We start from the raw sequence: 25762 nt of genomic DNA, 5'->3' as shown, positions 1-25762 counted from the left end.
ACAGTTATAAAATAATACAAATAGATGAAAGAAAAGGTAAAAGAGAAGATGAGTACAGAAAAAGAATCTAAATTAAAAGCGCTACAACTTACGCTGGATAAACTAGACAAAACTTACGGTAAAGGTACGGTAATGAAAATGGGCGATAAAGCCATTGAAGAAGTGGAAACGATTTCTTCAGGTTCATTAGGTATCGATTTAGCCTTAGGAGTTGGTGGTTATCCAAGAGGACGAATCATCGAAATATATGGTCCAGAATCCTCTGGAAAAACAACCCTTACATTGCACGCCATTGCCGAAGCTCAAAAAGCAGGAGGAATCGCTGCTTTTATTGATGCAGAACACGCTTTCGATAGAAATTATGCAGAGAAATTAGGTGTAGATATCGAAAACTTGATCATCTCACAACCAGACAATGGAGAACAAGCATTAGAAATTGCGGAAAACTTGATTCGTTCCGGAGCCATTGACATTGTTGTAATTGACTCGGTTGCGGCTTTGACTCCAAAAAGTGAAATTGAAGGTGAAATGGGAGATTCTAAAATGGGTCTTCATGCCCGTTTGATGTCTCAAGCATTACGTAAATTAACTGGAACAATAAGCAAAACACATTGTACGGTTTTCTTTATCAATCAATTGAGAGAAAAAATTGGAGTGATGTTTGGTAATCCAGAAACAACAACTGGAGGAAATGCATTAAAGTTTTACGCTTCGGTTCGTTTAGACATCCGTCGTTCTACTCAAATTAAAGATGGTGATAACGTACTTGGAAATAGAACCAAAGTAAAAGTGGTAAAAAACAAAGTGGCTCCACCGTTTAAAATCGCTGAATTTGACATCATGTACGGAGAAGGGATTTCAAAAACTGGAGAGATTTTAGATCTAGCTGTCGAATTTGAAATCATCAAAAAAGCAGGATCATGGTTCAGTTATGGTGAAACCAAATTAGGACAAGGTCGTGATGCGGTTAAGTCTTTAATCAAAGATAATCCAGAATTAGCAGATGAATTAGAAGGAAAAATTAAAGCACATATCAAAGAATTAGCTGCTTTGTAAATCCAGTTTACTTGTAAAAAAAACGATGCCGAAATAATTTATTTCGGCATTTTTTATAGCCTAAAATGAAGCCTTCTTATAGCTATTTCTTTAAAGATAAATTAGAATCATTTACGCTTTTTGACTCAAAATCAAATCATTAAAAAAAATGGTTCCTAAATATAACGAGCAACTTTAAAAACTCTAAGTTCACCCTTACTTTCATTTTTTACTCTAAAATTGACCTACGGCAAGCAACCTTTCTAATTTTAAATCATCTTTTATAAAATAAATATAAATCAATAAATTTTAAAAAAATGAAATTAAAGGTGATTGCTTTGGCATTAGTAGTAGCATCAGGATTTGCTTCGTGCAGTAATGATAATGACCAACCCCAAATGGCAACTAAAAAAGCGTTTATTAGCGCCGTTACCGGACCAACGGCAGGAGTAGTAAATCAGGAACTGGCTTTGATAGTTGCTTATGATGTCGAAAACAAGTGTGGTGTTTTTAATAAATTTTCAGAAACAACTACAGAAAACACAAAAGAAATTGAAGTAGAAACTAACCTTGAAGGTACGGATTGCGGTACAGCGCCGGTCACTAAAACGACAACTTATAAATTTAAATCTTCGGTTGCAGGGACGTATATCTTTAAATTTAAAAAATCAGCTACAGAATTTATCACACAAACAATTGTTATAAGTTCAGCAACTTAAAAAATAAGAAGAAGCTATCCTCTTTGATAGCTTCTTTTAAAAAAAAAGGACATAATGTAGCTTTTTTTGCAAAATCAAACCCTTAAAAAACACTAATTTAGTACTTTAATACTACTGCATTTAACTAAAAATTAATTCTTGACGCAACCTTTTAAAAAAATTGTATCTAAATAATAAATCTTCTTACCCCTTTCTTGTAAAATGGGTTTTATTAACTTAAAAAATGAAAACAATGAAAAAATTTATCGCTCTCACCCTATTTTTATTGACACTTATATCTTGCAGTACGGACAATGATCTTCCTAACTACACTTACGAAGTACTTCCTGTAGCAAGTTATACATTGCCTCAAAGTTTCAAATTAGGAGAAACCTATGAAATAAAATTGAAGTACCAGAGACCTTCAGATTGTTATTCTTTTCAAGGAATCTATTACGATAAGAATTTAAATATCCGAACTATTGCCATTCAGTCAGCTGTAAACAAGGACCAGGTGTGCACGCAAGTCCTTCCAGCAGAATCAGAAGTATCTTTTAATTTTTTCGTAACCAACACTGGTTCCTATATTTTCAAGTTTTACAAAGGAAAAGACGCCAATGGTGTTACTATTTTTGAGGAAGTGGAAGTTCCTGTTACTAACTAATTTTTGACTAAAATTGTGGGGTTAGACCAATTGATTACTGACTGTAAAAAAAACTGCCCTAAAGCACAAGAGCAACTATACCAGCTATTTTCTAAAAAACTATTTGTAGTTTGCCTAAAATACTCCATTAATTATGCCGACGCAGAAGACAATTTACAAGATGGTTTTTTAATTATTTATGACAAAATAAAACAATTCAATTTTAAAGGCTCTTTCGAAGGTTGGGCAAAGAGAATACTAATTAACAATGCCCTTCAAAAATTTAGAGACGTTCGGTTTATGGAGATTGTAGATGACACTGTTGCTGACGAAGAAGTTGAAATCGATGATGAGAACATCTCTATTGATTATTTAATGCAGATTATTCAGGAATTGCCAGATCAATACCGCCTGGTTTTCAATCTTTACGTCTTGGATGGATATTCCCATAAAGAGGTCGCAGAAATGCTTAAAATAACCACTGGAACAACTAAATCTAATCTGGCCAGAGCTCGGATGATTTTAAAAGAAAAAATTGAAAATTATTCCCGAATTAAAACAAAGTCAGCAACAAAATGAACGATAAAAAAAATATAGACCGGTTTTTTCAGGAACAATTCAAAGATTTTGAATCCCATCCGAATGAGGAAGTTTGGAAAAACATCCAAACAGCTTTGAATGAAAAGAAGAACCGAAAAGTACTGCCACTCTGGATAAAATTCTCCGGAACTGCAGCGGCTTTTCTTGTGGGGATATTTGCCTTGCATACTGTTATAAACGAAAAAGTTAAAACTAATAATCCTGTGGTTATCGAATCAAAAGTTCCAAAAACCAACGTAAATGAAAAGGAATCTATCCCTAATAAATCCATAAAAGAGCGACCTTCATTAGAAATTAAAACAACTCCTCAAGTAGTCGAAAATACTAGTAAAACAAGACAATCAGACGAAAAAGAGAGTATAAATTCTACTGGATTTAAAATTAATTCGAACAAAGAAAAGAATCAAAAGGAAGCTGTTGTTTATTTGCAAACAAATAATTTGTCGCTAAAACATCCCGCTACAGCGCTTGAAAACAAAAAAGCTACAGCTGTTACCGAGGCAAAAACAGACGACCTATTTGAGAAAATCCAACAACTACCTCTAGAAAAAACGATTATAACTGCCCTTGAAAACACTAGAATTGCTTTACAAGACACTAAAAAAGAACCCTCAACTGCTAGTGCAATTCCAAACGAATTAGATGAAATTCTTAAAAATAAAACCGATCAAAAAAAAGAAGTTGTTAAGATACCGCAGCAGGACAAATGGCAAATTACACCTAACATCGCGGCTGTTTATCTGAACTCAAATTCAGGCGGTTCCGCTATTGATGCACAATTTTCAGAAAACCAAAAAACAGCAGAAAACAGCTTAAGTTTTGGCGTAGGAATCCATTATGCCGTTTCTAAGAAAATAGCCTTGCGTTCTGGGATAAACAAACTGTCATTGGGATATAACACAAATAACGTTATCTACTCAACAGGCTTGGCCAACAATAATTTGGCGAATATTGCTTACACTTCAACTGCTTTAGTAGAAATTAATAATGAAGCTGCTTTAAGCATGTTATCTACGTTCGAAAAAGATATACAAAAAACAAATACGGGGGCATTAAACCAGAAAATGGGCTATTATGAAGTTCCTTTGGAACTTTCCTATTCCGTTTTAGATAAGAAGTTTGGAATTACTATTATTGGAGGAGTAAGCACCTTGTTTCTTAACCAAAATAAAATATCGCTCGTATCAGAGGAAACGAATCTAGAATTAGGTGAGGCCACTAATTTAAATCAAATTCATTTTAGCACTAATGTTGGTTTAGGATTTAAATACAAAATTGTAAAGTCGTTTCAAATCAATTTTGAACCCATGCTCAAGTACCAAGTTAATACGTTTTCAAATGATTCTGGCAACTTCAAGCCACTATTCATTGGTTTGTACTCTGGAATCAGCTATAGCTTTTAATTGGATCTGAATCGAAATCTATCAGTTGATTGTATATTACTTCACGAACTTCTTCGCGAATTTCTTTGCGGTCAACACCAGTTTTTCCTAAAGTCTCTACGTGTGAATGCATTTTGACACGCATAATTCCTGGGCTTCCGCTGAAGAAAGTATAGGAAAATCTCTTTTTATTATCGGCAAAAGTAATGGGAACAATAGGAATTTCATGTTCTATTGCCAAGCGAAAAGCACCGTCTTTGAAAGTATCTAACATTACCGATTCATCATCTGGAACGCCTCCTTCGGGGAAAATACATACACTTAAACCGCGGTCTAATCTTTTCTGAGCTTCATTAAAAACTTTCAACCGACTTTTAGAACAGCCTCTATCTACTAAAATACAAGTTCGTTTATAGAAAAATCCAAATAACGGAATCTTAGCCAACTCGACTTTTCCAACAAAAACAAAAGGGTTTCTTACCGTGGCGAGCATCAGCATAATATCAGTCATGGAGGTATGATTAGCAACAATCATATAACTTTTATCTGGTTCTAAGATTTGATTTTTCTCTATTTTATAGTAGAACCCCATTCCGAAGAGAATGAATTTTGCCCAAATACGTGCCATTTTAAAATAATATGGATAGCCTCTTTCAGAAACGATTGACGCTACTAAAAACGGAAGCATAATCAATATGGGGATAGTAAATAAAACATAAAACCACATCCGCCACAAAGTCCAGAAGATTATTTTTAGTCCTTTCATGATGCCAAAAGTAAGTAAAAGTGTGTAATTTTTATCAAAAATTAAAAAGTATGCAACAATACTACTAAAAATGAATCTAATTTCCATTACTATTATCTTAATTCAACCTTGCTCTTTAAAAAATTTATTCACGAAAGAAGATAAAATGCCATAAAATAAATATTTTTTAAAGCACCCCCCCTTTCATAATTGTCGTATAAATTAAAATATTTAAACAAAAACCGTATTTAGCCCCTTATTTAATGGGGTACAGATCTATTATTAGTGTTTTATAAAACTATATTTTCAAAAAAACGAAGTAAAAAATAGATTATTATCAAAAAAAGAATATTATATAAATTATCAAATATTTAATATAAAGTTAATTTTACAGATAATAAAACTATAAATTAGCCAATAAAGCTTATTTTTTATAAATTATAATCTAATATACACCTTTTTTAATAATACAAAACACAATGAAATTGATACCTAAATTAAACGGTAATGGTTGGGATGAAATGTTTTCTACGAAAGGAGTTCGTGATTGTTACCGACAAGTGTTGGATACTTTACAAAAGTTAGATCCAGAAAGTCTCAATGCCAAACAAAAGCAGGCTTCAGATTCATTCATGAATCAAGGAATTACCTTTACAGTTTACAGCGATAACAACCAAGGAATTGAACGCATTTTCCCTTTTGACATTATCCCAAGAATTATAACGCAAAAAGACTGGCTGGAAGTAGAAATGGGAATAAAACAACGACTGTTAGCCCTAAACTTATTTTTGGAAGACATCTATAATGACCAAAATATCATAAAAGATGAAATAATTCCTGCTTCATTAATTGCCTCATGTCCACATTATATTCAAGAGGTTCACGGAATAAAAGTGCCACATAATATTCATGTTCATATTGCAGGAATAGATCTAATACGCGGCGCAAAAGGGGAATTTTACGTACTTGAAGACAACTTAAGGTGTCCCAGCGGAGTGAGTTATATGCTTGAAAACCGAGAAATAACAAAGCTTATATTTCCAAAAATGCTCACTTCTAATCATGTGAGTATGGTGAGTAATTACCCTATGATTTTTCATAATATTTTGGTTTCGCTCTCGCCACGAAATGTATCGAATCCAAATGTAGTTTTATTAACTCCCGGAATTTACAACTCGGCTTATTATGAACATACTTTTCTGGCAAGACAAATGGGAATCCCATTAGTAGAAGGAAGAGATTTAGTGGTGAACAACAATAAAGTGTATATGAAAACTACCTCTGGATTGCATCAGGTGGATGTTATTTATAGAAGATTAGATGATGAGTATCTGGATCCACTAGTTTTTAAGCCAGATAGTGCATTAGGAGTTCCAGGACTTATCAGCGCTTATAAACAAGGAAATGTGGCTTTAGTAAATGCTGTTGGAAATGGTGTTGCCGATGATAAAGCTGTCTATGCCTATGTTCCAGCTATGATCAAATATTATCTAAACGAAGAGCCTATTCTTAAAAATATTCCTACCTACCAAATGGAGAATAAGGAAGAACGAGAGCTGGTATTTGCTGACATGGGAAATATGGTTATCAAAGAAACCAATCAAAGTGGTGGCTATGGAATGATTATGGGAAATAAAGCAACAGATGAAGAATTAGAAAATGCAAAAATAGCTATTGTTAAGAACCCTCGAAACTACATTGCGCAACCGATAATTCAACTTAGCACTGTCCCTTGTTTAATCGATGGCAAACTCCAATTAAGACATGTTGACTTAAGGCCTTATGCTTTATGTGGGCCAAAAGGCATACAAATCGTTCCTGGAGGATTAACCAGAGTGGCTCTTACGGAAGGTTCTTTGGTCGTGAATTCTTCTCAAGGTGGCGGAAGTAAAGACACTTGGATATTAAAATAAATGAAAATCAATACAGATGCCATTTTGCAATCTGACAAAAAAATTAAAATATGAAAACGAATATGCTTAGTCGGGTAGCAGATGGAATGTTTTGGCTTGACCGATATATGGAACGAACGCATGGAATGTTGCTGACTTTAAATACCTTTTACATCTTGTCTTTTGACAAAGAAATGAATGATTCTCTAGGATACAAGCCTTTATTAGAATACTACACGGATTTGTCTCCTGAAAAAATTAATGCGATTCAATACGATACAAACTTTGTCCTAAAATATATTGTTTGTGACAATCAGAACCATAATTCTGTTAAAAATCTAATAATTAAAGCCAGAGAAAATGCCAGAGGTTCTCAAGATAAAATAACCAAAGAACTTTGGGAACACATTAATTCTTTGTACCATTTTGTAAATTCTCCAGATTTACCCAAGGCGCTTGAATCCTCTAAGGCTTTAAAAATTGTTACTAAATTAAATAAAGATTTTCTGCTTTATAACGGTATTCTGCAAGTAACTATGCCCAGAGGATTAGGCTGGTGTTTTTCAGGAATTGGGAAACATATTGAGCGCTGTTTGCAAACAATTACGATGACTCAGGCTTATTTTGCACCTATTTCTTATAATCTGGAAGGAACTGAAGATCTTCTTTATTGGAGAAGATTACTCTTATCGCTTTCGGGATATGAGATGTATTTAAAAAGTTATAGTAATATTCCCCACAATCGCAAAGTGGTACAACAAGTTATTTTCAACAGAGATTTTGCTCATTCAGTGATTTATACTTTAGATTTGATTAGCATATCTTTAAATTACTTATTCAAAGACAATGATTTAAGCGAAGCAAGAACATTAAATAATCAATTTGGAAGATTAAAAAGTTATCTAGAATATACTGATTATCATAACCTTAGTAACCATCAATTAGAAGAAGTATTGAATCATACTAAGGCGCAATTGAATCAATTTTCGATAGATTTCTCTAAATTATTTTTCTCTTACACCTAATAAAAAATGGCACTTTTCAAAATAGTTCACATTACAAAATACCAATATAACTGGCCCATAAAAGAAAGCATTAATGAAATTCGCTTGTTTCCACATAATTTCGATAATCAGGAAGTACTGCAATACCAACTTTTGATCACCAATAATCCCGAAGTTACCATTTCCCATGATTATTATGGAAATCGGGTTGGAAATTTCAATTCTTTTGGCGCCCATACAGAAATGACCATCGAATCAAGAATGCTAGTTAAGGTAAATCATTCCTTAAAAATCCCCACGATAGATGCTACCAAGGTTGAAGATTTAAAAAATGAAAAAAGCATCTTGTTGTTGCGGTTTTGTTATCCTGAAACTATCGTGAAACAAAATGAGATTTTGTCAATATTAGAAAAAATTGATTGTACGAACAAGCCAATCATAGAAATTGCCCAACAATGCAATGAATACATTTTCAACAATTTCACTTACACAAAAGGAATCACCAATATTGAAACAACTATTGACGAAATTCTCGAAATGAAAAAAGGAGTTTGCCAAGATTTTGCATATGTCTTACTACAACTCGTTCGTACTGCAGGGATTCCAGCGAGATATGTAAGTGGGTATATTTGTCCCAATGAAAGTGGTCTTAGAGGTGAAGGAGCCACACATGCTTGGATCGAAATTTACACTCCAACCCAAGGCTGGCTCGGTTTAGATCCCACTAATAATATTTGGACAATGGACAATCATGTAAAACTATCTGTTGGTCAAAATTTTCACGATTGTACTCCCGTAAAAGGAACATTTAAAGGCCTCGCTAAACAAACCCTTTCGGTTTGCGTTTCTATAGGCTATGAAGATGGTAGGCAATTTGAAGAGATAAATGATGTGCAACTCGAAGAAGTTTCCGTACAATTTCAAGAACAATTGGACTATATTGAACTGCTCCATCAACAGCAACAACAACAATAAACTACTAATTACCATTGTCATTTTTTAAACAAATTTTGTACTTGCAACAAACAAATAGCATTTAAAAATTCTTCGATAGTGCTGCCATTTCTTGATATATAGAAAAATCAGGGAAACTTTGTAGAAAAATCGAAAACTTTACGAACTTTGCAAGTAAGAAAAAAATACAATGGCAAAAATACTTACAGGCGTTCAAAGCACTGGAACACCACATTTAGGAAACTTACTTGGCGCAATCATTCCCGCAATAGCATTATCGAATAAACCTGAAAATGAATCGTTTCTTTTCATTGCTGATTTACATTCGATCACGCAAATAAAAAACGGTAAAACCTTACGAAACAATACGTACAGTACCGCCGCTGCTTGGTTGGCTTGTGGTTTAGATGTGAACAAAGTAGTTTTCTACAGACAATCGGATGTGCCACAAACAGCAGAATTATCTTGGTATTTAAGTTGCTTTTTTCCGTTCCAACGCTTGACATTAGCGCATTCTTTCAAAGACAAAGCAGACCGTTTAGAGGACGTCAATGCCGGATTGTTTTCCTATCCAATGCTGATGGCTGCTGATATTTTATTATATGATGCTGAATTTGTGCCCGTAGGAAAAGACCAATTGCAACATTTAGAAATCACTCGCGATGTCGCTTCCCGTTTCAACCACCAAATGGGAGAAACTTTTGTAATTCCAGAAGCGATTGTACAACAAGACGGCTTACTAATTCCAGGAACCAATGGTGGAAAAATGAGTAAATCAGCCAATAATATAATCAATATATTTCTTGACGATAAAGCTTTGCGCAAACAAGTGATGAGCATCGAAACGGACAGTACACCACTAGAAGATCCTAAAAATCCAGATACGTGCCATGCTTTTGCTATTTATTGTTTGTTGGCAAATGAAAAACAAATCGCAGCCATGAGAGCACTTTATGAAGGTGGAAATTATGGTTACGGTCACGCCAAACAGGCATTATTTGAATTAATTTGTGAAACCTTCAAAACCGAAAGAGAAAAATACAACTATTACATCAATAACCTTCCTGAAGTGGATGCGCTTTTGAAAATTGGTGCTGAGAAAGCTTCGGCTGTTGCCGATGGTGTACTGGCTAGAGTGAGAGAAAAACTAGGATTTGAAGTGTAATTATATCCATAAAATAACCGCAAATTCACAGATTATGAATTCTTAAAATCTGCGAATCTGCGGTTTATTTTCGTTTAAATCGCCTCAAACAATTTCCCTGGCAACGGTCGTATCACACCTTTCAATTCCATATTCAACAGCATTCCTGAGATTTTATAAATAGGGAAATCACAGCGCAACGCAATAATATCCATCAATTCTTTTCCTGTTTTAAGGAGGTAATCGTATACTTTTTGTTCGTCTTCTTCTAAAGTAACAAACAGCTGTTTCTGCACTGGTTTGGATTCCTTCTGGATATCCCAATTTAAGATATAGACTAAATCAGCGGCACTGGTGAGCACATTTGCTTTTTGAGTTTTGATGAGATTATTGCACCCTTGGCTGTATTTATCCGTAACACGTCCCGGAACCGCAAAAACATCACGGTTGTAATCATTCGCCATATTTGCTGTGATTAATGAGCCACCACGATCAGCAGATTCAATGACAATCGTTGCTTCACTCATTCCCGCTACGATGCGGTTTCTTCTAACGAAATTTTCTTTATCTGGATTCGAGGAACTCCAAAACTCCGTCATAAAACCGCCGTTTTCTTCCACTTTAGCTACATATTTTTTATGGGTTTTCGGGTATATTTGGTTCAAACCATGGGCCACCACGCCTATCGTTTGTAAATTATGTTCCATTGCCAATTGATGCGCCACAATATCGACACCATAGGCAAAACCGCTTACGATTATGGGATCGAGTGGCGCTAAATCTTCAATCAGCTTTCTACAAAACTCCATTCCGTATGAGGTAATTTGGCGCGTTCCTACAATGCTGATGATTCTTCTGTTTTTTAAATTAATATTCCCGGAGGTGAATAATAAAAGTGGTCCATCAATACAATGTTTCAGTCGTTCAGGATAATTTTCGTCTTGAAAATAGGCAACATTAATTTCATTGTTTTTTATAAATTCGAGCTCCAACGTTGCTTTATCAAAAACCGATTTGTCTTTTAAATTTTTCAGCAAAATGGAACCCACTCCATCAATTCCAGCAAGTTGTGAAGCCTTTGTAGTAAAAACAGCTTCTGCAGAGCCAAAATGATTCAGCAGTTTTTTGGCCATAATGTCGCCCACGCCTTCTATTCTTTGCAATGCCAATAAATAAAATAAATCCTGCTCTTTCATGCTAATTATTTGAAGGTGAAATGTATAAATTTTTATGCGGATTGTTAATAAAAATTGTGAATAAAATTTTGATAACTATTTTGGTTGTATAACTTTGTAAGTATGAAAATCGAACTATACATCGCGCAGCTTTTATACCGTTATCAATGTGTAACCGTTCCGGGTTTCGGGGCTTTTTTGACCGAAATTCAATCGGCTAAACTAAACGAAAGCTCGAATTCGTTTTCTCCTCCCAAAAAAATGATTGCTTTCAATGCGAATCTAAAGAACAATGATGGTTTATTAGCCAATCATATCGCTTTAGCGGAGAAAACATCTTATGAATATACTGTTAGTGCAATTGAATACGAAGTTTTCACGTGGAAAAAAGCCTTAGAAGAAAACGAACTTTTTTCTATAAAAAATATTGGAGATCTTCGTTTGAACGCGGATAAAAACATTGTTTTCACTCCGTACGATCAAACCAATTATTTGACAAGTTCTTTTGGATTAGCTCCTTTTGTTTCACCATTGGTAAAAAGAGAAATCTTTGAAAAAGAAGTAGCAGCAATTGAAGAAAAAGCAATCTTCACTTTGGTTCCTGAGGAAACCAAATCAGCCAATTCCTATTTAAAATACGCCGCTATTTTTGTATTGGGATTAGGAATTGCAGGAAGTGTGGGTTATCCAATGTACCAAAACCAAATTGCCTCAGAAACGATGCTGGTTAAAACTGCCGTTCAAAAACAAGTTCAAAACAAGATTCAAGAAGCTACATTCTTTATCGAAAGTCCCGTTCCAGCGGTAACTCTCGCTGTAAAGTCGACTGCCGAAATAAAAATGCCGTACCACATTATGGCAGGTGTTTATAGAGAAGAGAAAAACGCTAACAAAACGTTGCGCATTTTAAGCCGCTTAGGATATGATGCCAAACGCATCGCTCCTAACAAAAACGGATATTTTCCGGTGTTATACGGAAGCTACGCTACTTTTGCGGAAGCGGAGAAAGCCAAAAAAGAAATCAATGAAAAGCACAATCCCGAAGCTTGGATTCTGATTCAATCCTTATAAAAATATACAATATTCTTGATATATCAATCCCCAAAAAGTAAACGCTGATTGGGGATTTTTTTTAGGAGCTTATTCCAGCTATTCGTTACAATCTTATACGCCAAAACCTGGCGCATAAGGATTTTCACTTCTATCTGGGCTAGGAAGTTGCATAACACAAGATATATTGTGGTTTTTAAGTCATTTCACAATCAATTTGTGTAGTAAATAATATATTAATGGAAGACGTGATAAACGGATGCAATGGCCGCGTTGCAAACGCTACATCTGGTGTTTTAAATGAAAGGAGGTACTCGTTGCAAACGAGCACCAGAGTGGACTGTTAGCCATTCGTTGTTTTTGTTTTATCTACATTTATAATTTTACCATAATTATCATATTTGTATATAGTAGTTTCATTTATTTCCCAATTTTCATAGTTGTTAGTATCAGTTTTTTTAAATAATTGATAATCATCTTCGGTTTGTGATTTTTTAAATTCATAAATTATTGAGCCAGAACCTCCTGCACCTGATAATCCGTGATGAGTTATAGTTTTGTTTTTGTAATCTATAGTCGTATAGCTATATGCGTCTGCACTTGGATTACCTTGGTAAAATCCAGAAAAATTAGTGTAGGGTTCATTTGTCATTTCACTAAATTCTAAACTGTCATAGCCAGGACTTTTGAATATTTTATTTTGAGAACCACCTTTCTCATAAGTTGTGGCATAGGTTAAAATAAGTTCGTCTATACCATCAAAATCAACATCTTGAAAAAAGAAAGGAATGTATGTGTATCCTAAGTCATCTTCTTCTTTGTGCGTAGTTCCAACTTTTTCAAGTTTTGGTTTTGTATATTTAGAGATTTGTGTAAAACTTTGGTTTTTTACAAATTCACCATTTTTAAAAGTAAGATATTTTAAATTTTCTTCATTAATGTCTATTGTAAACTCAGGATGTAAAACCCAAGATTCTTCTTTAGTATCTATGTTTTCAAAAGTTAATATTGCGGGACCGCTAAATTTTTCTGACCATTGTACTTCAAGTTTTCCTCTAATCAGCCATTTTACAGATACATTATAACCTTTAATTGGAGTTGAATATTTAATTGTTATTTCATTATTTTCTTGTTCAACATTATTTTTTATAATTTCAGTTTCATTTTTTAGGGATTCAATTTTGGTTGTTTTAGCACAAGAAATTAAATTAAATAATAGTGTAAAAATTAAAATTGTCTTTGTCATAGCTTTTTTGTTGGTTTTAAAATTATTTTTGATACTTATAAATTCTTATTAATTTGTGTATTAAGTTAAAATGGCAACAAATTTATACATACTCACTTATTTATAGCGATTATATGCCCACTATTCGGTAGATAAAAGAAGATTTGTGTCACTATATTTTATTCAAAAAAAATTAAATATTCTTACAAAAACATCGTTTTTACATCGATAAAAAATCATTTGTAAAACCCCCATCATTTTAATTCAAACTCGCTTTGTACATCCTCGCTTCTTCCCAGGAGAATTTTTGTCCGTGTTTTTCCATTAAGGCATTGAGAGATTCTTCGCGGTATCCAGCAAAAGCATCTGCCAAATCCTGTAGCTTATCCGCAGGCAAAACAGCTGAAATGGATACTGCTTTGGTTTGTATCAACTTGACGAAATGCGAATAAATAGTTTGTTTGGTCAACATTCTGATGGTCGCAATGTCATCAATAGACTTCTTTTCGACCCATAGTTCATACGTTTCCTGAACGGTAGATTTCTTTGGTACAGTTGTTTTTGCCTTTTTCGAAGTATAGCGCTCCGCATCTTTTTCGTCATCAATCAAGGTAATGTTTAGTTCTTTGAATTGATTTTGAATCGCTTCCGTTTTACGGCTGATGTAGGACTTAATTTCTGAAGAGGTAAGTTTTTCTTTCGAAATGGTTTCTCCAGCCACAACGGTTTCTATCAATAATTTGGCTTTCATTAATCGCAATACGGCTTTGGTTTGTACCTCTTCCAAAACAATCAATTCCTCATAAAACATCTTTGCTTTTTTGATGCGTTTTACTTCTTCGATTTTCCAAAGAATTTCAAAAACCAAGTCATCCATTGGCTTCAAGAAATAACTAAAAGCCGCTTGAATCCGTTCCGAAACATGATTTAAATCAACTGTTTCAGGAGCAAAAAGCTTGTTCAATTGCGAAATGAATTTTCTGGATGGATCCAAAAGCTGATCTACTTGTTCCGCTTGCTTTTTTGCCCAAACCGCATGTTTGGATTTTCCTGAAACTTCAGAGCTTTCGTTGTAACTGAATCGGTGATTGCGCCACTCTTGCGCTAAGTCACTCCAATCAAACGTGTTGACTAAATAGTTATGAATGAAATTTTTAGTTTCAAAATGCAACGCATTGGCTAAAAACGAATCCGATGCTTTGTTCAACGCATAATCCATCACATCCTGATCGTTTGAAATGCCATTCATGCGCAACGGAGAGAGCAAAATAAGCCCTTCTAACGAACGCAAACGCGACAATGCGACATATGCTTGACCCGGCAGAAAAACTTGGGAAACATCAAGCGCAGCTTTGTCAAATGTTAATCCTTGGCTTTTATGCACCGTAATGGCCCAAGCTAATTTTATGGGGTAATGCACAAAGGTGCCTAAAACCTCCTCTTCTATTTCCTTTGTGGTTTGATCTACCTTGTAGCGAATGTTTTGCCATTCGTATTTTTCGACTTCTATGGTTTTGTTTTCTTCGGGAAAATGAACCAAAATTTCTTGGCTTCCCAATGATTTGATAATTCCCATTTTTCCGTTAAAATAGTGCTTGTCAAACGAAAGATCATTTTTCACAAACATGATTTGCGCACCTACTTTTAACTTCAACTCTTGTTCCACGGGGAAAATTTTATCTGGAAAATCACCTGTTATTGCAGGATTATAGGATACTAATTTTCCTTCCAGATCTTGTAAAGCCTGAGCATTCATGGAATCAGCTTTGTTGTTGTGCGTGGTTAATGTGATGTATCCTTTATTTGCTTTTAAATCAAAATCGGGTTTTACGTATTGGTTCAACGTTTGAATGTCTTGTTGCGAAATCTGGTTGTTGCGCAGATTATTCAATACCGAAATAAACGTATCATCGGTCTGGCGAAAAATCTTGGACAATTCAATATACAAAGGCGGATTTTGCTGCACCACATGCGAATGGAAAAAGAATTTTCCTTTGTAATAGGTTTTCAGCGTGCGCCATTCCTCATCCCGAATTACCGGAGGCAACTGCAATAAATCGCCAATATACAAGACTTGAACACCGCCAAAAGGAGTATTTCTTTTACGTACTGATTGCATCATGTAATCCATAGCATCCAGTAAATCAGCACGAAGCATACTGACTTCATCTATAATCAACAATTCCATATTTCGAATCACCGATTTCTTTAAACCACTCATTTTGAAATGCCTGCGCAACGTAGCTTTGGTTTCAAACTTGGTGCTTTCAGAAAATTGAGGCGAAGAATTATCCGGAATAAATCCGCCAAAAGGCAGCTGAAACATCGAGTGAATCGTGACACCACCTGCGTTCAACGCAGCGATTCCCGTAGGCGCCACAACAACTGTGTTCTTGTGTGTGGTTTGAATAATTTCCCGTAAAAGGGTGGTTTTTCCCGTTCCTGCTTTGCCGGTGAGGAAAACAGATCGTTGGGTTTGATTGATGAATCGTAAGGTGTAAGCGGCGGCTTCTGAGATAGTTTGCATTAGGCGTGTATATATGAAGCTAAAGTATTGAATTTTAGGAATACATTTTATAGTTTACTAAACTATTTGTCTGCTGATTTGGTTTTTTTAGCCACGATAGCAACGGAAATCCTCGAGGTTTGGCAAGTGATTTTTTTCTAGCCAGAAAAGAGCGACTGCAAGAAGCTCCTTTTATGGTGTAGAAAAAACAATTGCTAACCAAGAGATTACAGTGTATAGCGGGACACGAGCGAAGCGAACTGACGAAGTAAATAGCTTCAAAAAAAAAGCCTTCAATCTAAAGATAGACGAAGGCAATTTTTTGAATTAATAGAAAATAAATTATTTCTTAGCTTCTGCTTTTTCTTCTGTTTTAGCAGGTGCTTTGTATTTATCGTTCAAGCCTTTAATGATTTCTTTTGTGATATCAAATTTATCTTCAGCGTATAATATTGATGCTGCGTCACCTGTTCCATAGATGTAGGCATATCCTTTTTCTTTTCCGTACGCTTTGATGAATTTTTTCACACCACTTACTAAAGAATCCATTTCTTTTCCACTTTCAACCTGTAATTCCTGAGATAATACTTGTTGTGCATATCCTAATTGTTGTTCTCTTTTTTGCAATTCAGCTCCTTTTTTTTGCGCCCATTCTTGACCATTCGCTTGTGCTTGCGATTGAAAACTGGCTGCTTCTTGTTTAAACCTTGCGATTTCTGCTTCTAGCTGTCTGCCTTTTTCCTCTGCTTTGGTTTTGTATTTTGCTTCAAGGTCTTTTGCCTCTGTATATTCTTTCATTAATTCAGAAGTGTCTACGTAAGCTGTTTTTACTTCTTTAGCTGCTTCGGCTGGTTTGTTGCAAGCAAATAGAGAAATTGATAATGCGATAATTACTAATGCTTTTGTACTCATATTTTTAATATTTCTTTTTTGGTATTCGTGAATCTTCGATTTCATTTTGGTTAATTTCTAATATTTAAGTATTGGTGACAAAAATATAAAAAAATAGATAGTATTGACATAAAGTTTTAAAAATGCTACTTTTTTATGATATAAGATTTTATTATTATAATTATTGAATGTATAATGTATGTCTATTAAAAACGACCTTCATATCTTTTAAATAAACCAATTAGTTTAAAAGTCCGACAATCACATTCAATTTCATTAAAAAATGCGCTTAAATTAGCTTAAAATGATTTTTGATTGTTTTTTAGGATGTAAATGTGTGAAGAATACTCAAAATTCTTCTTCGCTTCCCAATTCGACTGCAATCCGACAAAAAAGGCTTTTATATAATTCATTTTTCCGGTTTTGTATTTTTCCGAAAGTAAGCTCACGTAAAATGAGTCGAATTTCATAGGAAGCACTTTTTCTAAACTCATTGCTTCTTTTTCGAAAAGCATTTTTATAGCCGTTTTAGAAAAATGCCAAAAATGAATCGGCACATCATAAGCGGCCCAAAACTTTCCGTAATGTTTTGCGTCAAACGATTTGAAATTTGGAACGGCAATAATTAAAGTCCCTTCGGGTTTTAATAATCGTTTCAATTCCTTGATTTGGTTTTCCAAATTTGGAACGTGTTCTAAAACATGCCACATCGAAATCACATCAAAAGAATGGCTGTCTAGTTCGCTGGTTTCTCCAACAAAGGAAACCCCTTTCTTTTTCGCAATCGCTTTTGCTTTTTCGCTTGGCTCCACTCCTATCGTGTGCCAACCGTTATCTTTGGCCACAGATAAAAAATCTCCAGTTCCTGCACCAATGTCTAAAATACTTCCTTTATTCGGTTGCAATGAATTGATTAAACTCAACTTATTTTTAAGCGCAATGCTTTTTACAAAATGATAGGCTTTTTCAAATAAAGACCTTTTACTATCCGTGTGCGAAATATAATCCACACTTTCGTAATACTTTCCTAAATTTTCTAAACTCGGTTGTGGAGACGTAATCAGCATGTCAAATTTGACATCATGATATAAGTCGAAAATTTCCTGAGAAACAGAATAATCTTTAACGGTTAAAAAAGGCTGTTGGTTTGAAATGTCCATATTGTTAGTTTTCAGTTTCCAGTCGCAGTTTGCAGCTGAATCCCTTTATATATAATACAAATTTAATTTTGTTTCACGTGGAACGTATCGTTGAGTATTCATTTTTTTACTGAACACTGCGACTGATTACTGACCACTTTCTCAACGTCCCATATAAATCAACAATACCGAAACATCACTTGGAGAAACTCCACTAATTCTTGATGCTTGAGAAATTGTTACTGGTCGAATCTTGCTTAATTTTTGTTTTGCTTCAATGGACATGGATTTGATTTTTTCATAATCAAAATTCTCAGGGATTTTTACATCTTCCAATCGAAGCAATTTATCTGCATTGTTTCTTTCTTTTTCGATATAACCTGAATACTTTACTTGAATTTCGGCTTGTTCCAGAATTTCTTGATCCACTTGATTGTTTGCAATATAATCTACAACCTTTTCAAACTTCATGATGTCTTCCAAATCAATTTGCGGACGAGAAAACACTTTGAACATTTTATCCCCTTGTGTGATGAGCGCCGTATCTTTTGATTCTAAAATAGGATTTGCTTCCGCAACAGAAACGCTCGTTTCTTTGAAGAAAGCCACCATTTTTTCAGATTCATTTAATTTGTGTTCCATTCTACGCAAACGCGCTTCAGAAGCCAAACCAATTTCATGCGACATTGGAGTTAATCTGAAATCGGCATTATCCTGACGTAACAACGTTCTGTATTCTGCTCGTGACGTAAACATTCGATAAGGCTCTTCTGTTCCTTTCGTGATTAAATCATCAATTAAAACTCCAATATAGGCTTCGTCTCTTTTTAAGATTAATGGCGCTTTTTCATGTACTTTTAAATGCGCATTTATTCCAGCCATTAATCCTTGAGAAGCCGCTTCTTCATATCCAGTAGTTCCGTTTATTTGTCCAGCGAAATACAATCCTTCAACTAATTTTGTTTCCAAAGTGTGTTTCAATTGTGTCGGCGGAAAATAATCGTATTCAATGGCATAACCGGGGCGAAAGAATTTTACTTTTTCAAATCCCGCAACAGAACTTAACGCTTTGAATTGAATATCCTCAGGAAGCGAAGTGGAAAATCCATTTACATAAACCTCGCACGTGTTCCATCCTTCTGGTTCTACAAATAGTTGGTGTCTTTCTTTATCAGCAAAACGATTGATTTTATCTTCAATCGAAGGACAATATCTTGGTCCAATACTTTTTATTCTTCCATTAAACATTGGCGAACGATCAAAACCTTCTCTCAAAATATCGTGAACATCCAAAGAAGTATACGTCATATGACACGATCTCTGATGAATTAATGGAGTAGTTACATCCGAATAAGAAAACTTATCCGGTTTAGCATCTCCTTTTTCTTCGTTCATTTTGGAATAATCCAAAGAACGTCCATCCACTCTTGGAGGTGTTCCTGTTTTCATTCGGCCTGATTCAAAACCAGCAGCGACTAGATCTTCGGTAACTCCATGCGAAGCACTCTCGCCTGCTCTTCCTCCTCCAAATTGTTTTTCTCCAATATGAATCAATCCATTTAGAAATGTTCCATTCGTTAGCACAACTGATTTGGAACGAATTTCAAGACCAAGAGAGGTTTTTATACCTAATACTTTTCCGTTTTCAATTATCAACCCTTTCACCATCTCCTGATAAAAATCAAGATTTGGAGTTCCCTCCAACATCATTCTCCACTCCTCAGCAAAACGCATTCGATCACTTTGAACTCGTGGCGACCACATTGCTGGACCTTTAGATTTGTTCAGCATCTTGAACTGAATTGCAGTCCTATCCGAAACAATTCCCGAGTATCCACCAAGCGCATCAATCTCACGCACAATTTGTCCTTTGGCAATTCCGCCCATCGCTGGATTGCATGACATCTGGGCTATATTCTGCAAACTCATGGTTACCAATAAAGTTTTGGACCCCAAATTTGCAGCAGCAGCAGCAGCCTCAGAACCCGCATGTCCTGCGCCCACAACAATCACATCATATTCATTTTGAAACATTTGATTTTTGATTTTAAATTTTTGATTTCAGATTTCAGATTTACACCTAATCTCTAAATCTTTTCTTGTGTTAATTGGTTTTGTTCCACGTGAAACAAATAGGTTTGATTCAAGATCTACAGGTGTAAATAAAAATCAAAAAGTGACTGTTCCACGTGAAACAATAACTTGAGTACGATTATAGAGTTAAATGTGTTTCACATGAAACAAATCTAAAATCTGCATTCGTTAATCTACAATCCGAAATCTATTGTTCCACGTGAAACATAGCGATTTTTTCATCTTCTTTAGAACGCATTAAAAACTCTTCGGCTTCACCTTTGTCTTTGTAACCACAATAGTGGAGGATCCCATGAACCAATACACGCTTCAATTCTTCCTCGAATGAAACGTTAAAGTCAGCTGCATTGTCTTTCACTCTTTCGACAGAAACAAAAATATCTCCGTGCAATTCATTACCCATAGAATAATCAAAACTGATAATATCCGTTAGTGTATCATGATCGAGATATTCCACATTGATTTTATGTAGATATTCATCATCACAAAAGATGTAATTTATCTCCCCTTCTTTCTTGTTTTCCGATACAATAACATTTCCCAACCAAGCAGCAGTTGCTTCCTCGTTGTCTAAATTAAAGTCGGTTTCGTAATTAAAATTGATCATTTTTTATTAAAATATTCTTGAACCTTTTGATTAAAATTCGAGCGCAAAGGTAAGGATTGTCTATTTAATATTTCTATGCTATTCAAATAATCTAATAAAGCAGCTGGCAACGCATTAGATTGATTATTAAACTCCTTTTTATTGGTTTCAGATTGACGTTTATTTTCCTCTCCTTGTTGCTGAATAGCCGAATTCAACTTCAATAATTCCTGTTTCACATTCAGTATCTTTTGAAGCGTTTCATTCTTAAAACCTTTGTTCAATAATTGTTTTTCGATTTGCTTCATCTGTTCCAAAGCACTTTGTCCGTTACCGCCCAATCCTTGTTTGTTCAATTCATTTTGTAAGGCTTCACGTAATTGCTTTTGCTCTTTATAAATTTCCAAAATAGCTTGCGCATCACCTTCGCCACCATCACCCTCTTGACCTGATTCTCCAGGTTTACCTTGCTTGCCATTTTGTCCTTTTTGACCTTCGCCAGGTTTCTCCTCTTTTTTAATTCCGTCTTTCATTTTCTCACCCAATCCTTCTTGCTTTTTAATAATATCCGGTAATTGCATTCCTTGACCTTGACCTGGTTTTGGTTTTCCGGAACTCATTCCCGACATTTGCATTTGCATATTGTTAAGCATGTCACTTAGAAAATCTGCTAATTTGTTAGCTGCTGAAATGGTGTATTGCTGATGCGACAACCCTTTTGGAACTTGAGCATCGGTTAAACTGGACAAAGATTTATCGACGTTATAAATCACATTTCCAATTTCCTTAGTAATTTCCTCTGCTATTTTTGGATTGCGCAACGACATAGCAAATAAACTATCGTCAACATGCTTGAACTGTTGTTTTAAATCTTGCTGAATTTTGATGTTTTTATTAAAAGCCGGAGAACCTGATTTGTGTTTTTTGAACTGATTCATTAAGTCTTCCTGCGACAAAGAAAAAGCCAATAAGTTATCTAATACTTGTCGCAACATGGCAACATCTTCCTGCAACTGTTCCATCTCACCTTCTGCCATGCTTTCAGACATTTTTTGCGCCATCTCTTTCATCTTTTTGGAAGCGCTTTTTTGATTTGGCTTAGCTTTGTCTTTTTTGTCTTTCTTCAATTCCTCAGATGCTTTCTTTAGATCTTCATCAATACTTTTTTCTTTAGCATCATCATTAGGAATATCTAAAGGTGATTTTAATTCCTGATTTTCTTTTTCCAAATCATTTAAATCTTCTTGAATTTTATTAAACTCAGAATTTATACCTTCTTGTTTATCTAGTTTGTTTTCCTTTTCATCATTAGATAATTTATCTTGTTTTTCAGAAAGCTTATCCAGTTTATCTCCTAATTGCTCTGCTTTCTTTTCTACATAAAACCTCTTGGTCAACTCTACCAACTGTTCTAAATTCTTAGTTTGGTTTTTACTATTTTGTTTGAATTTATCTAACTTAGTCAACAACTCTTCATTCTGAATTTTATCGTTCAGGTCTTTCAACTCGTATAAAAGCTTTTGGTTTTTCTCCAATTCCTTTTCGGCTTTATCCATTCGTTTTTGAAGCTCATCTTTTAATTCATCCTTTTTATCCGTTTTGAATTGCTCCAGATTATCGTTCATTTTTTTAGTAAATTCCTTCATCATCTCATCCTGTTTCATTTGACGTTTGATGAAATCATTTACTTTTTGCTGATCTTTGAAATCCAGATTTTCTTTCTCTTTTCCAGTTTTTTGCAACTTCTCCATTTCAGAAATTTGCTTATCCTGATTTTTTAAAGACTTTTCTAAACTGTTGATGTTATCATTTTGCTGTTGCAAAATTTGATCTTCCTTTTCTTCATCTGTAGCAACACGATTAGAGAAAACCGAAGACTTCGTACTTTTAAAATTATGGGTGGCATCGTTGTCAAAAACTTCAAAATAATAATCATAAGACACACCTTGCTCTACCGGAAGATTGCTTGGGAACGAAAACACAAACTGGTCAAAAGCACTTTTCTTAATAGCAATTGTTCCACGTTTAGCAGTTTGTGGTTTCTCTCTTTCGTAATACACAATCTGAAGTTTAGACAAACCATAATCATCGGAAATTTGACCTAAAACATAGTTCTTAGCGACCTTCAAACTATCCGGTGCATGGTTCACATTGATCATTGGAAACTGATCTTTGACAATTGTAAGCTGATAATTGAGTTTTTCGTAGTTTTTTACCTTATCGTTCGAAGTAAGAATTTGATAATCTGTGTTTTGAAGTATGTTTTTAGATAAAATAAAGGTGTTTTCTGCTTTAGAAAAAGTAGCTTTAGTAATTCCGTCGAGCCACATTACATTTTCAGTAGCTTGTGTAATCATTTTCCAAGTCACACGTGTTCCTTCTGGAATAACCGCATTTCCTGTTCCTTTGATGGTTTCTGGCTTTTTATTCAAATACGACGGAAAGTTCAACTGCATTTCAAAATTAGCTATCGAAGGAACAGTTATTACTTTCAATTCATAATCTGGCGAAGCAATAGCATTTCCCTCCACGTGGAACAAAATGCTTTCTGAAGGTTTTGCGATCTTAAACTGAAACTCTCCCGCTTTACTCGATTCCATGAAATAACTTTCATCATCAATGAAAATCATCGCATTCTCAGGAACTATTTTTCCTTCGGTTTTAATTCGAAGGATAAAATCTTTTCCTTGTTCGGTTTGCAAATTCGAATTTAGAACTACGAATTTAAAAGGAGCCGGTGGCAGAAAAGCCGAATTGAAATGCACTACTCTATTCAAACTTTGAGAAATCATGCTGCTGTTTCCAGAAAAATAAAAGAAAGCAAATAAAAGCATTGGAATTAATGCCAAAGGAAAATACTTTCTGTTTCCATTATAGTTTATAGCATTCCCAAAAGGGATTGGTTGCAACGCATTGGCTTTTTGTTCAATCGAAGCGGCTAATAATTCCGATTTATTCTGATGGATATCAGAATCTGCCAATTGTAAAAAGTTAGTCAGCTTGTCACTCACTTCCGTAAAATGATTTCCAATAATTGCGGAAGCCTGATTGTAATCGATGCCTTTCTGGAGTTTGAATAATTTAAAAATGGGAAACAAAATAAAACGGAACAACAAATAGACTTCTACTCCTATGAAAGTCCAAAATAAAATGGTTCTTCCCATTGGCTTGAGCCAAAGAAAATATTCTACAAAAAGTGTAAGTAGAAAATACAACAGTCCTAAACCGATAAAGAAAATAGTTCCTCGTATCAATTCGTTGGTATAAAACTTTCTGATGAAAGCTTCTAATTTTTGATATATAAATTGCTGATTTTCCAAAATGTATGCTTTGTTTTTGTAACCAATAAAAGTAATAATTTATATGAATAAAGAAATGTTAAAAATCATCAAACTCATTAATCTTACATTATCTCATTTTCAGATAATAACATGAGAAATCGAATTTGTATCTTCGCAAAAAATTTACAGCAATGTCTAAACAAGTTCGGGTGCGTTTTGCACCAAGTCCAACTGGACCTTTACATATTGGCGGAGTGCGTACCGCATTATTCAATTATTTGTTTGCCAAAAAAAACAACGGCGTTTTCTTCCTAAGAATTGAAGATACAGACCAAAACCGTTTTGTTCCAGGCGCCGAAGCATACATCATGGAAGCACTGGAATGGTTAGGAATTGCGCCAGATGAGACTATTGGTAAAAACGAAAAATTTGGTCCATACCGTCAAAGCGAAAGAAAAGAGTTGTACCAACAATATGCAGCTGAATTAATCAATTCCGGTAACGCCTATTATGCTTTTGATACTGCCGAAGCTTTGGAGGCAGCACGAAAAATAGAAGAAGAACAAGGAAAAACCTTTATATACAATCACACCAACAGAGAAAAACTAGATACTTCTCTAGTAATTTCAGGAGATGAAACTGCTAAAAGAATTGCTGCTGGCGAGCATTATGTCATCCGTTTTAAAACTCCGGTGAATGAAACCTTGCATTTGCATGACATTATTCGTGGTGATGTAAAATTTGAAACAAGCCTTTTAGACGATAAAGTATTGTTCAAAAGTGACGGAATGCCAACCTACCATTTGGCTAATATTGTGGATGATCATTTAATGGAAACATCACATGTAATTCGTGGTGAAGAATGGTTGCCATCGATGCCTTTACACGTTTTATTGTACAGAGCATTTGGTTGGGAAGCGCCTGAGTTTGCACATTTACCATTGATTATGAAACCTGTAGGAAACGGAAAACTGTCTAAACGAGATGGTGATAAAATGGGATTTCCTGTATTTCCATTAGACTGGACCGATGCTTCCAGCATGACAAAATCGTCGGGATACAGAGAAAAAGGATTTTTCCCTGAAGCAGTTATCAACTTCCTGGCTTTATTAGGTTGGAATGACGGAACAGAAAAAGAATTATTTTCTTTGGAAGAATTAGTGGCATCATTTGACTTGAACAGAGTTCATAAATCTGGAGCTAAATTTGATCCTGAAAAAAACAAATGGTTCAATCACCAGTATTTAATCAAGCAAGAAGACGCCACTTTGGCGAAAGCCTATGCTCCTATTTTGAATGAAAAGGGTATCTCGACTGCGCTCGATACGACAGATGAAAAACTTATAAAAATCGTTTCTTTAATCAAAGAACGCGCACATTTTGTTTCTGAATTTTGGGAAATGAGTGATTTCTTTTTTGTGGCTCCAACTGCGTACGATGAAAAAGCTAGCAAAAACTGGAAAGCAGAAACACCGGCATTAATGCAGGAATTAATTTCTGTTGTGGAGGAAATTCCTGATTTCACTTCTGTAAATATCGAAACGATTGTCAAAGATTGGATGACAAAAAACGAAATTGGAATGGGAAAAGTAATGCAACCGTTTCGTTTGAGTTTGGTTGGCGCGCTTAAAGGCCCTCACCTATTTGATATCGTTGAAGTAATTGGAAAAGACGAAACGATTAGCAGAATTCAAAAAGCAATAGCTACTTTATAGTTT

20 protein-coding genes are annotated in these 25762 nt (G+C 34.8%); 11 read left to right on the top strand and 9 right to left on the bottom strand.

Going from position 1 to position 25762, the window contains the following annotated elements; all coding sequences use genetic code 11:
• Positions 1–48 precede the first annotated feature (48 nt).
• The 5 genes from recA to E0F91_RS08720 all read left to right on the top strand — a co-directional run bounded on the left by recA (position 49) and on the right by E0F91_RS08720 (position 4379).
• Positions 49–1056 (top strand): recombinase RecA, encoded by a 1008-nt coding sequence (gene recA / locus E0F91_RS08740; protein WP_073353354.1) that lies wholly within the window; start codon positions 49–51, stop codon positions 1054–1056.
• Between the two features lie 296 nt (positions 1057–1352).
• Positions 1353–1754 (top strand): hypothetical protein, encoded by a 402-nt coding sequence (locus E0F91_RS08735; protein WP_132066042.1) that lies wholly within the window; start codon positions 1353–1355, stop codon positions 1752–1754.
• 232 nt (positions 1755–1986) lie between these two features.
• Entirely contained in the window at positions 1987–2397 is a 411-nt protein-coding gene (locus E0F91_RS08730) for a hypothetical protein (RefSeq protein ID WP_132066040.1), read from the top strand.
• A gap of 15 nt (positions 2398–2412) precedes the next feature.
• Complete coding sequence (locus tag E0F91_RS08725) at positions 2413–2955, top strand: RNA polymerase sigma factor (RefSeq protein ID WP_132066127.1); 543 nt, start codon at positions 2413–2415, stop codon at positions 2953–2955.
• Entirely contained in the window at positions 2952–4379 is a 1428-nt protein-coding gene (locus E0F91_RS08720; protein ID WP_132066038.1) for a hypothetical protein, read from the top strand. The genes E0F91_RS08725 and E0F91_RS08720 overlap by 4 nt, the downstream gene beginning before the upstream one ends.
• On the opposite strand, the gene E0F91_RS08715 is transcribed toward E0F91_RS08720, so the two are convergent.
• On the bottom strand, positions 4363–5124 hold the full coding sequence (locus E0F91_RS08715) for a lysophospholipid acyltransferase family protein (protein ID WP_132066125.1): 762 nt from the start codon (positions 5122–5124) through the stop codon (positions 4363–4365). The two genes, E0F91_RS08720 and E0F91_RS08715, sit on opposite strands and share 17 nt — an antisense overlap.
• A 458-nt stretch (positions 5125–5582) precedes the next feature.
• Here E0F91_RS08715 and E0F91_RS08710 point away from each other — a divergent pair, with 458 nt between their 5' ends.
• From E0F91_RS08710 to trpS, 4 genes are all read left to right on the top strand, one after another.
• Entirely contained in the window at positions 5583–7016 is a 1434-nt protein-coding gene (locus E0F91_RS08710) for a circularly permuted type 2 ATP-grasp protein (RefSeq protein ID WP_132066036.1), read from the top strand.
• A 50-nt stretch (positions 7017–7066) separates the two neighbouring features.
• Positions 7067–8020 (top strand): alpha-E domain-containing protein, encoded by a 954-nt coding sequence (locus E0F91_RS08705; protein ID WP_132066034.1) that lies wholly within the window; start codon positions 7067–7069, stop codon positions 8018–8020.
• A gap of 6 nt (positions 8021–8026) precedes the next feature.
• Complete coding sequence (locus tag E0F91_RS08700; protein ID WP_132066032.1) at positions 8027–8974, top strand: transglutaminase family protein; 948 nt, start codon at positions 8027–8029, stop codon at positions 8972–8974.
• A 169-nt stretch (positions 8975–9143) separates the two neighbouring features.
• The gene (gene trpS, locus E0F91_RS08695) at positions 9144–10118 is read left to right on the top strand and encodes a tryptophan--tRNA ligase (RefSeq protein WP_132066030.1); all 975 of its coding nucleotides are present in this window, start codon (positions 9144–9146) and stop codon (positions 10116–10118) included.
• Positions 10119–10192: 74 nt separating this feature from the next.
• Here the strand turns inward: trpS and dprA are convergent, their stop codons facing one another.
• Positions 10193–11293, bottom strand: a complete 1101-nt coding sequence (gene dprA / locus E0F91_RS08690; RefSeq protein WP_132066028.1) for a DNA-processing protein DprA — start codon at positions 11291–11293, stop codon at positions 10193–10195.
• A gap of 102 nt (positions 11294–11395) precedes the next feature.
• Here dprA and E0F91_RS08685 point away from each other — a divergent pair, with 102 nt between their 5' ends.
• Entirely contained in the window at positions 11396–12343 is a 948-nt protein-coding gene (locus tag E0F91_RS08685; protein ID WP_132066026.1) for an HU domain-containing protein, read from the top strand.
• Between the two features lie 322 nt (positions 12344–12665).
• On the opposite strand, the gene E0F91_RS08680 is transcribed toward E0F91_RS08685, so the two are convergent.
• The 7 genes from E0F91_RS08680 to E0F91_RS08650 all read right to left on the bottom strand — a co-directional run bounded on the left by E0F91_RS08680 (position 12666) and on the right by E0F91_RS08650 (position 24083).
• Complete coding sequence (locus tag E0F91_RS08680; protein ID WP_132066024.1) at positions 12666–13568, bottom strand: hypothetical protein; 903 nt, start codon at positions 13566–13568, stop codon at positions 12666–12668.
• Positions 13569–13806: 238 nt separating this feature from the next.
• The gene (locus E0F91_RS08675) at positions 13807–16074 is read right to left on the bottom strand and encodes a helix-turn-helix domain-containing protein (RefSeq protein WP_132066022.1); all 2268 of its coding nucleotides are present in this window, start codon (positions 16072–16074) and stop codon (positions 13807–13809) included.
• Between the two features lie 321 nt (positions 16075–16395).
• Positions 16396–17010 (bottom strand): OmpH/Skp family outer membrane protein, encoded by a 615-nt coding sequence (locus E0F91_RS08670; protein ID WP_243698864.1) that lies wholly within the window; start codon positions 17008–17010, stop codon positions 16396–16398.
• Positions 17011–17243: 233 nt separating this feature from the next.
• Positions 17244–18104, bottom strand: coding sequence for a class I SAM-dependent methyltransferase (locus E0F91_RS08665; RefSeq protein ID WP_132066020.1), 861 nt, complete (start codon positions 18102–18104; stop codon positions 17244–17246).
• A 141-nt stretch (positions 18105–18245) separates the two neighbouring features.
• Positions 18246–20117, bottom strand: coding sequence for a tRNA uridine-5-carboxymethylaminomethyl(34) synthesis enzyme MnmG (mnmG, locus tag E0F91_RS08660; protein ID WP_132066018.1), 1872 nt, complete (start codon positions 20115–20117; stop codon positions 18246–18248).
• A 247-nt stretch (positions 20118–20364) separates the two neighbouring features.
• Positions 20365–20784: an rRNA maturation RNase YbeY gene (gene ybeY, locus E0F91_RS08655; protein WP_132066017.1), complete on the bottom strand. Its 420-nt coding sequence runs from the start codon at positions 20782–20784 to the stop codon at positions 20365–20367.
• Complete coding sequence (locus E0F91_RS08650) at positions 20781–24083, bottom strand: coiled-coil domain-containing protein (protein ID WP_132066015.1); 3303 nt, start codon at positions 24081–24083, stop codon at positions 20781–20783. The genes ybeY and E0F91_RS08650 overlap by 4 nt, the downstream gene beginning before the upstream one ends.
• 152 nt (positions 24084–24235) lie before the next feature.
• Here E0F91_RS08650 and gltX point away from each other — a divergent pair, with 152 nt between their 5' ends.
• Positions 24236–25759, top strand: a complete 1524-nt coding sequence (gene gltX / locus E0F91_RS08645) for a glutamate--tRNA ligase (protein ID WP_132066013.1) — start codon at positions 24236–24238, stop codon at positions 25757–25759.
• The last annotated feature ends 3 nt before the right edge of the window (positions 25760–25762 follow it).

The organism is Flavobacterium sandaracinum, from assembly GCF_004349135.1.
Taxonomy (GTDB): domain Bacteria; phylum Bacteroidota; class Bacteroidia; order Flavobacteriales; family Flavobacteriaceae; genus Flavobacterium; species Flavobacterium sandaracinum.
Note: the sequence above shows the minus strand (reverse complement) of the source record. Positions and strands in the feature narration are given on the sequence as shown.

Bases quoted from the DNA above. Each gene is read 5' to 3' on its own strand.
- recA (WP_073353354.1), top strand. From the start codon at position 49: ATGAGTACAGAAAAAGAATCTAAATTAAAAGCGCTACAACTTACGCTG.
- E0F91_RS08735 (WP_132066042.1), top strand. From the start codon at position 1,353: ATGAAATTAAAGGTGATTGCTTTGGCATTAGTAGTAGCATCAGGATTT.
- E0F91_RS08730 (WP_132066040.1), top strand. From the start codon at position 1,987: ATGAAAAAATTTATCGCTCTCACCCTATTTTTATTGACACTTATATCT.
- E0F91_RS08720 (WP_132066038.1), top strand. From the start codon at position 2,952: ATGAACGATAAAAAAAATATAGACCGGTTTTTTCAGGAACAATTCAAA.
- E0F91_RS08715 (WP_132066125.1), bottom strand. From the start codon at position 5,124: ATGAAAGGACTAAAAATAATCTTCTGGACTTTGTGGCGGATGTGGTTT.
- E0F91_RS08710 (WP_132066036.1), top strand. From the start codon at position 5,583: ATGAAATTGATACCTAAATTAAACGGTAATGGTTGGGATGAAATGTTT.
- E0F91_RS08705 (WP_132066034.1), top strand. From the start codon at position 7,067: ATGAAAACGAATATGCTTAGTCGGGTAGCAGATGGAATGTTTTGGCTT.
- E0F91_RS08700 (WP_132066032.1), top strand. From the start codon at position 8,027: ATGGCACTTTTCAAAATAGTTCACATTACAAAATACCAATATAACTGG.
- trpS (WP_132066030.1), top strand. From the start codon at position 9,144: ATGGCAAAAATACTTACAGGCGTTCAAAGCACTGGAACACCACATTTA.
- dprA (WP_132066028.1), bottom strand. From the start codon at position 11,293: ATGAAAGAGCAGGATTTATTTTATTTATTGGCATTGCAAAGAATAGAA.
- E0F91_RS08685 (WP_132066026.1), top strand. From the start codon at position 11,396: ATGAAAATCGAACTATACATCGCGCAGCTTTTATACCGTTATCAATGT.
- E0F91_RS08680 (WP_132066024.1), bottom strand. From the start codon at position 13,568: ATGACAAAGACAATTTTAATTTTTACACTATTATTTAATTTAATTTCT.
- E0F91_RS08675 (WP_132066022.1), bottom strand. From the start codon at position 16,074: ATGCAAACTATCTCAGAAGCCGCCGCTTACACCTTACGATTCATCAAT.
- E0F91_RS08670 (WP_243698864.1), bottom strand. From the start codon at position 17,010: ATGAAATCGAAGATTCACGAATACCAAAAAAGAAATATTAAAAATATG.
- E0F91_RS08665 (WP_132066020.1), bottom strand. From the start codon at position 18,104: ATGGACATTTCAAACCAACAGCCTTTTTTAACCGTTAAAGATTATTCT.
- mnmG (WP_132066018.1), bottom strand. From the start codon at position 20,117: ATGTTTCAAAATGAATATGATGTGATTGTTGTGGGCGCAGGACATGCG.
- ybeY (WP_132066017.1), bottom strand. From the start codon at position 20,784: ATGATCAATTTTAATTACGAAACCGACTTTAATTTAGACAACGAGGAA.
- gltX (WP_132066013.1), top strand. From the start codon at position 24,236: ATGTCTAAACAAGTTCGGGTGCGTTTTGCACCAAGTCCAACTGGACCT.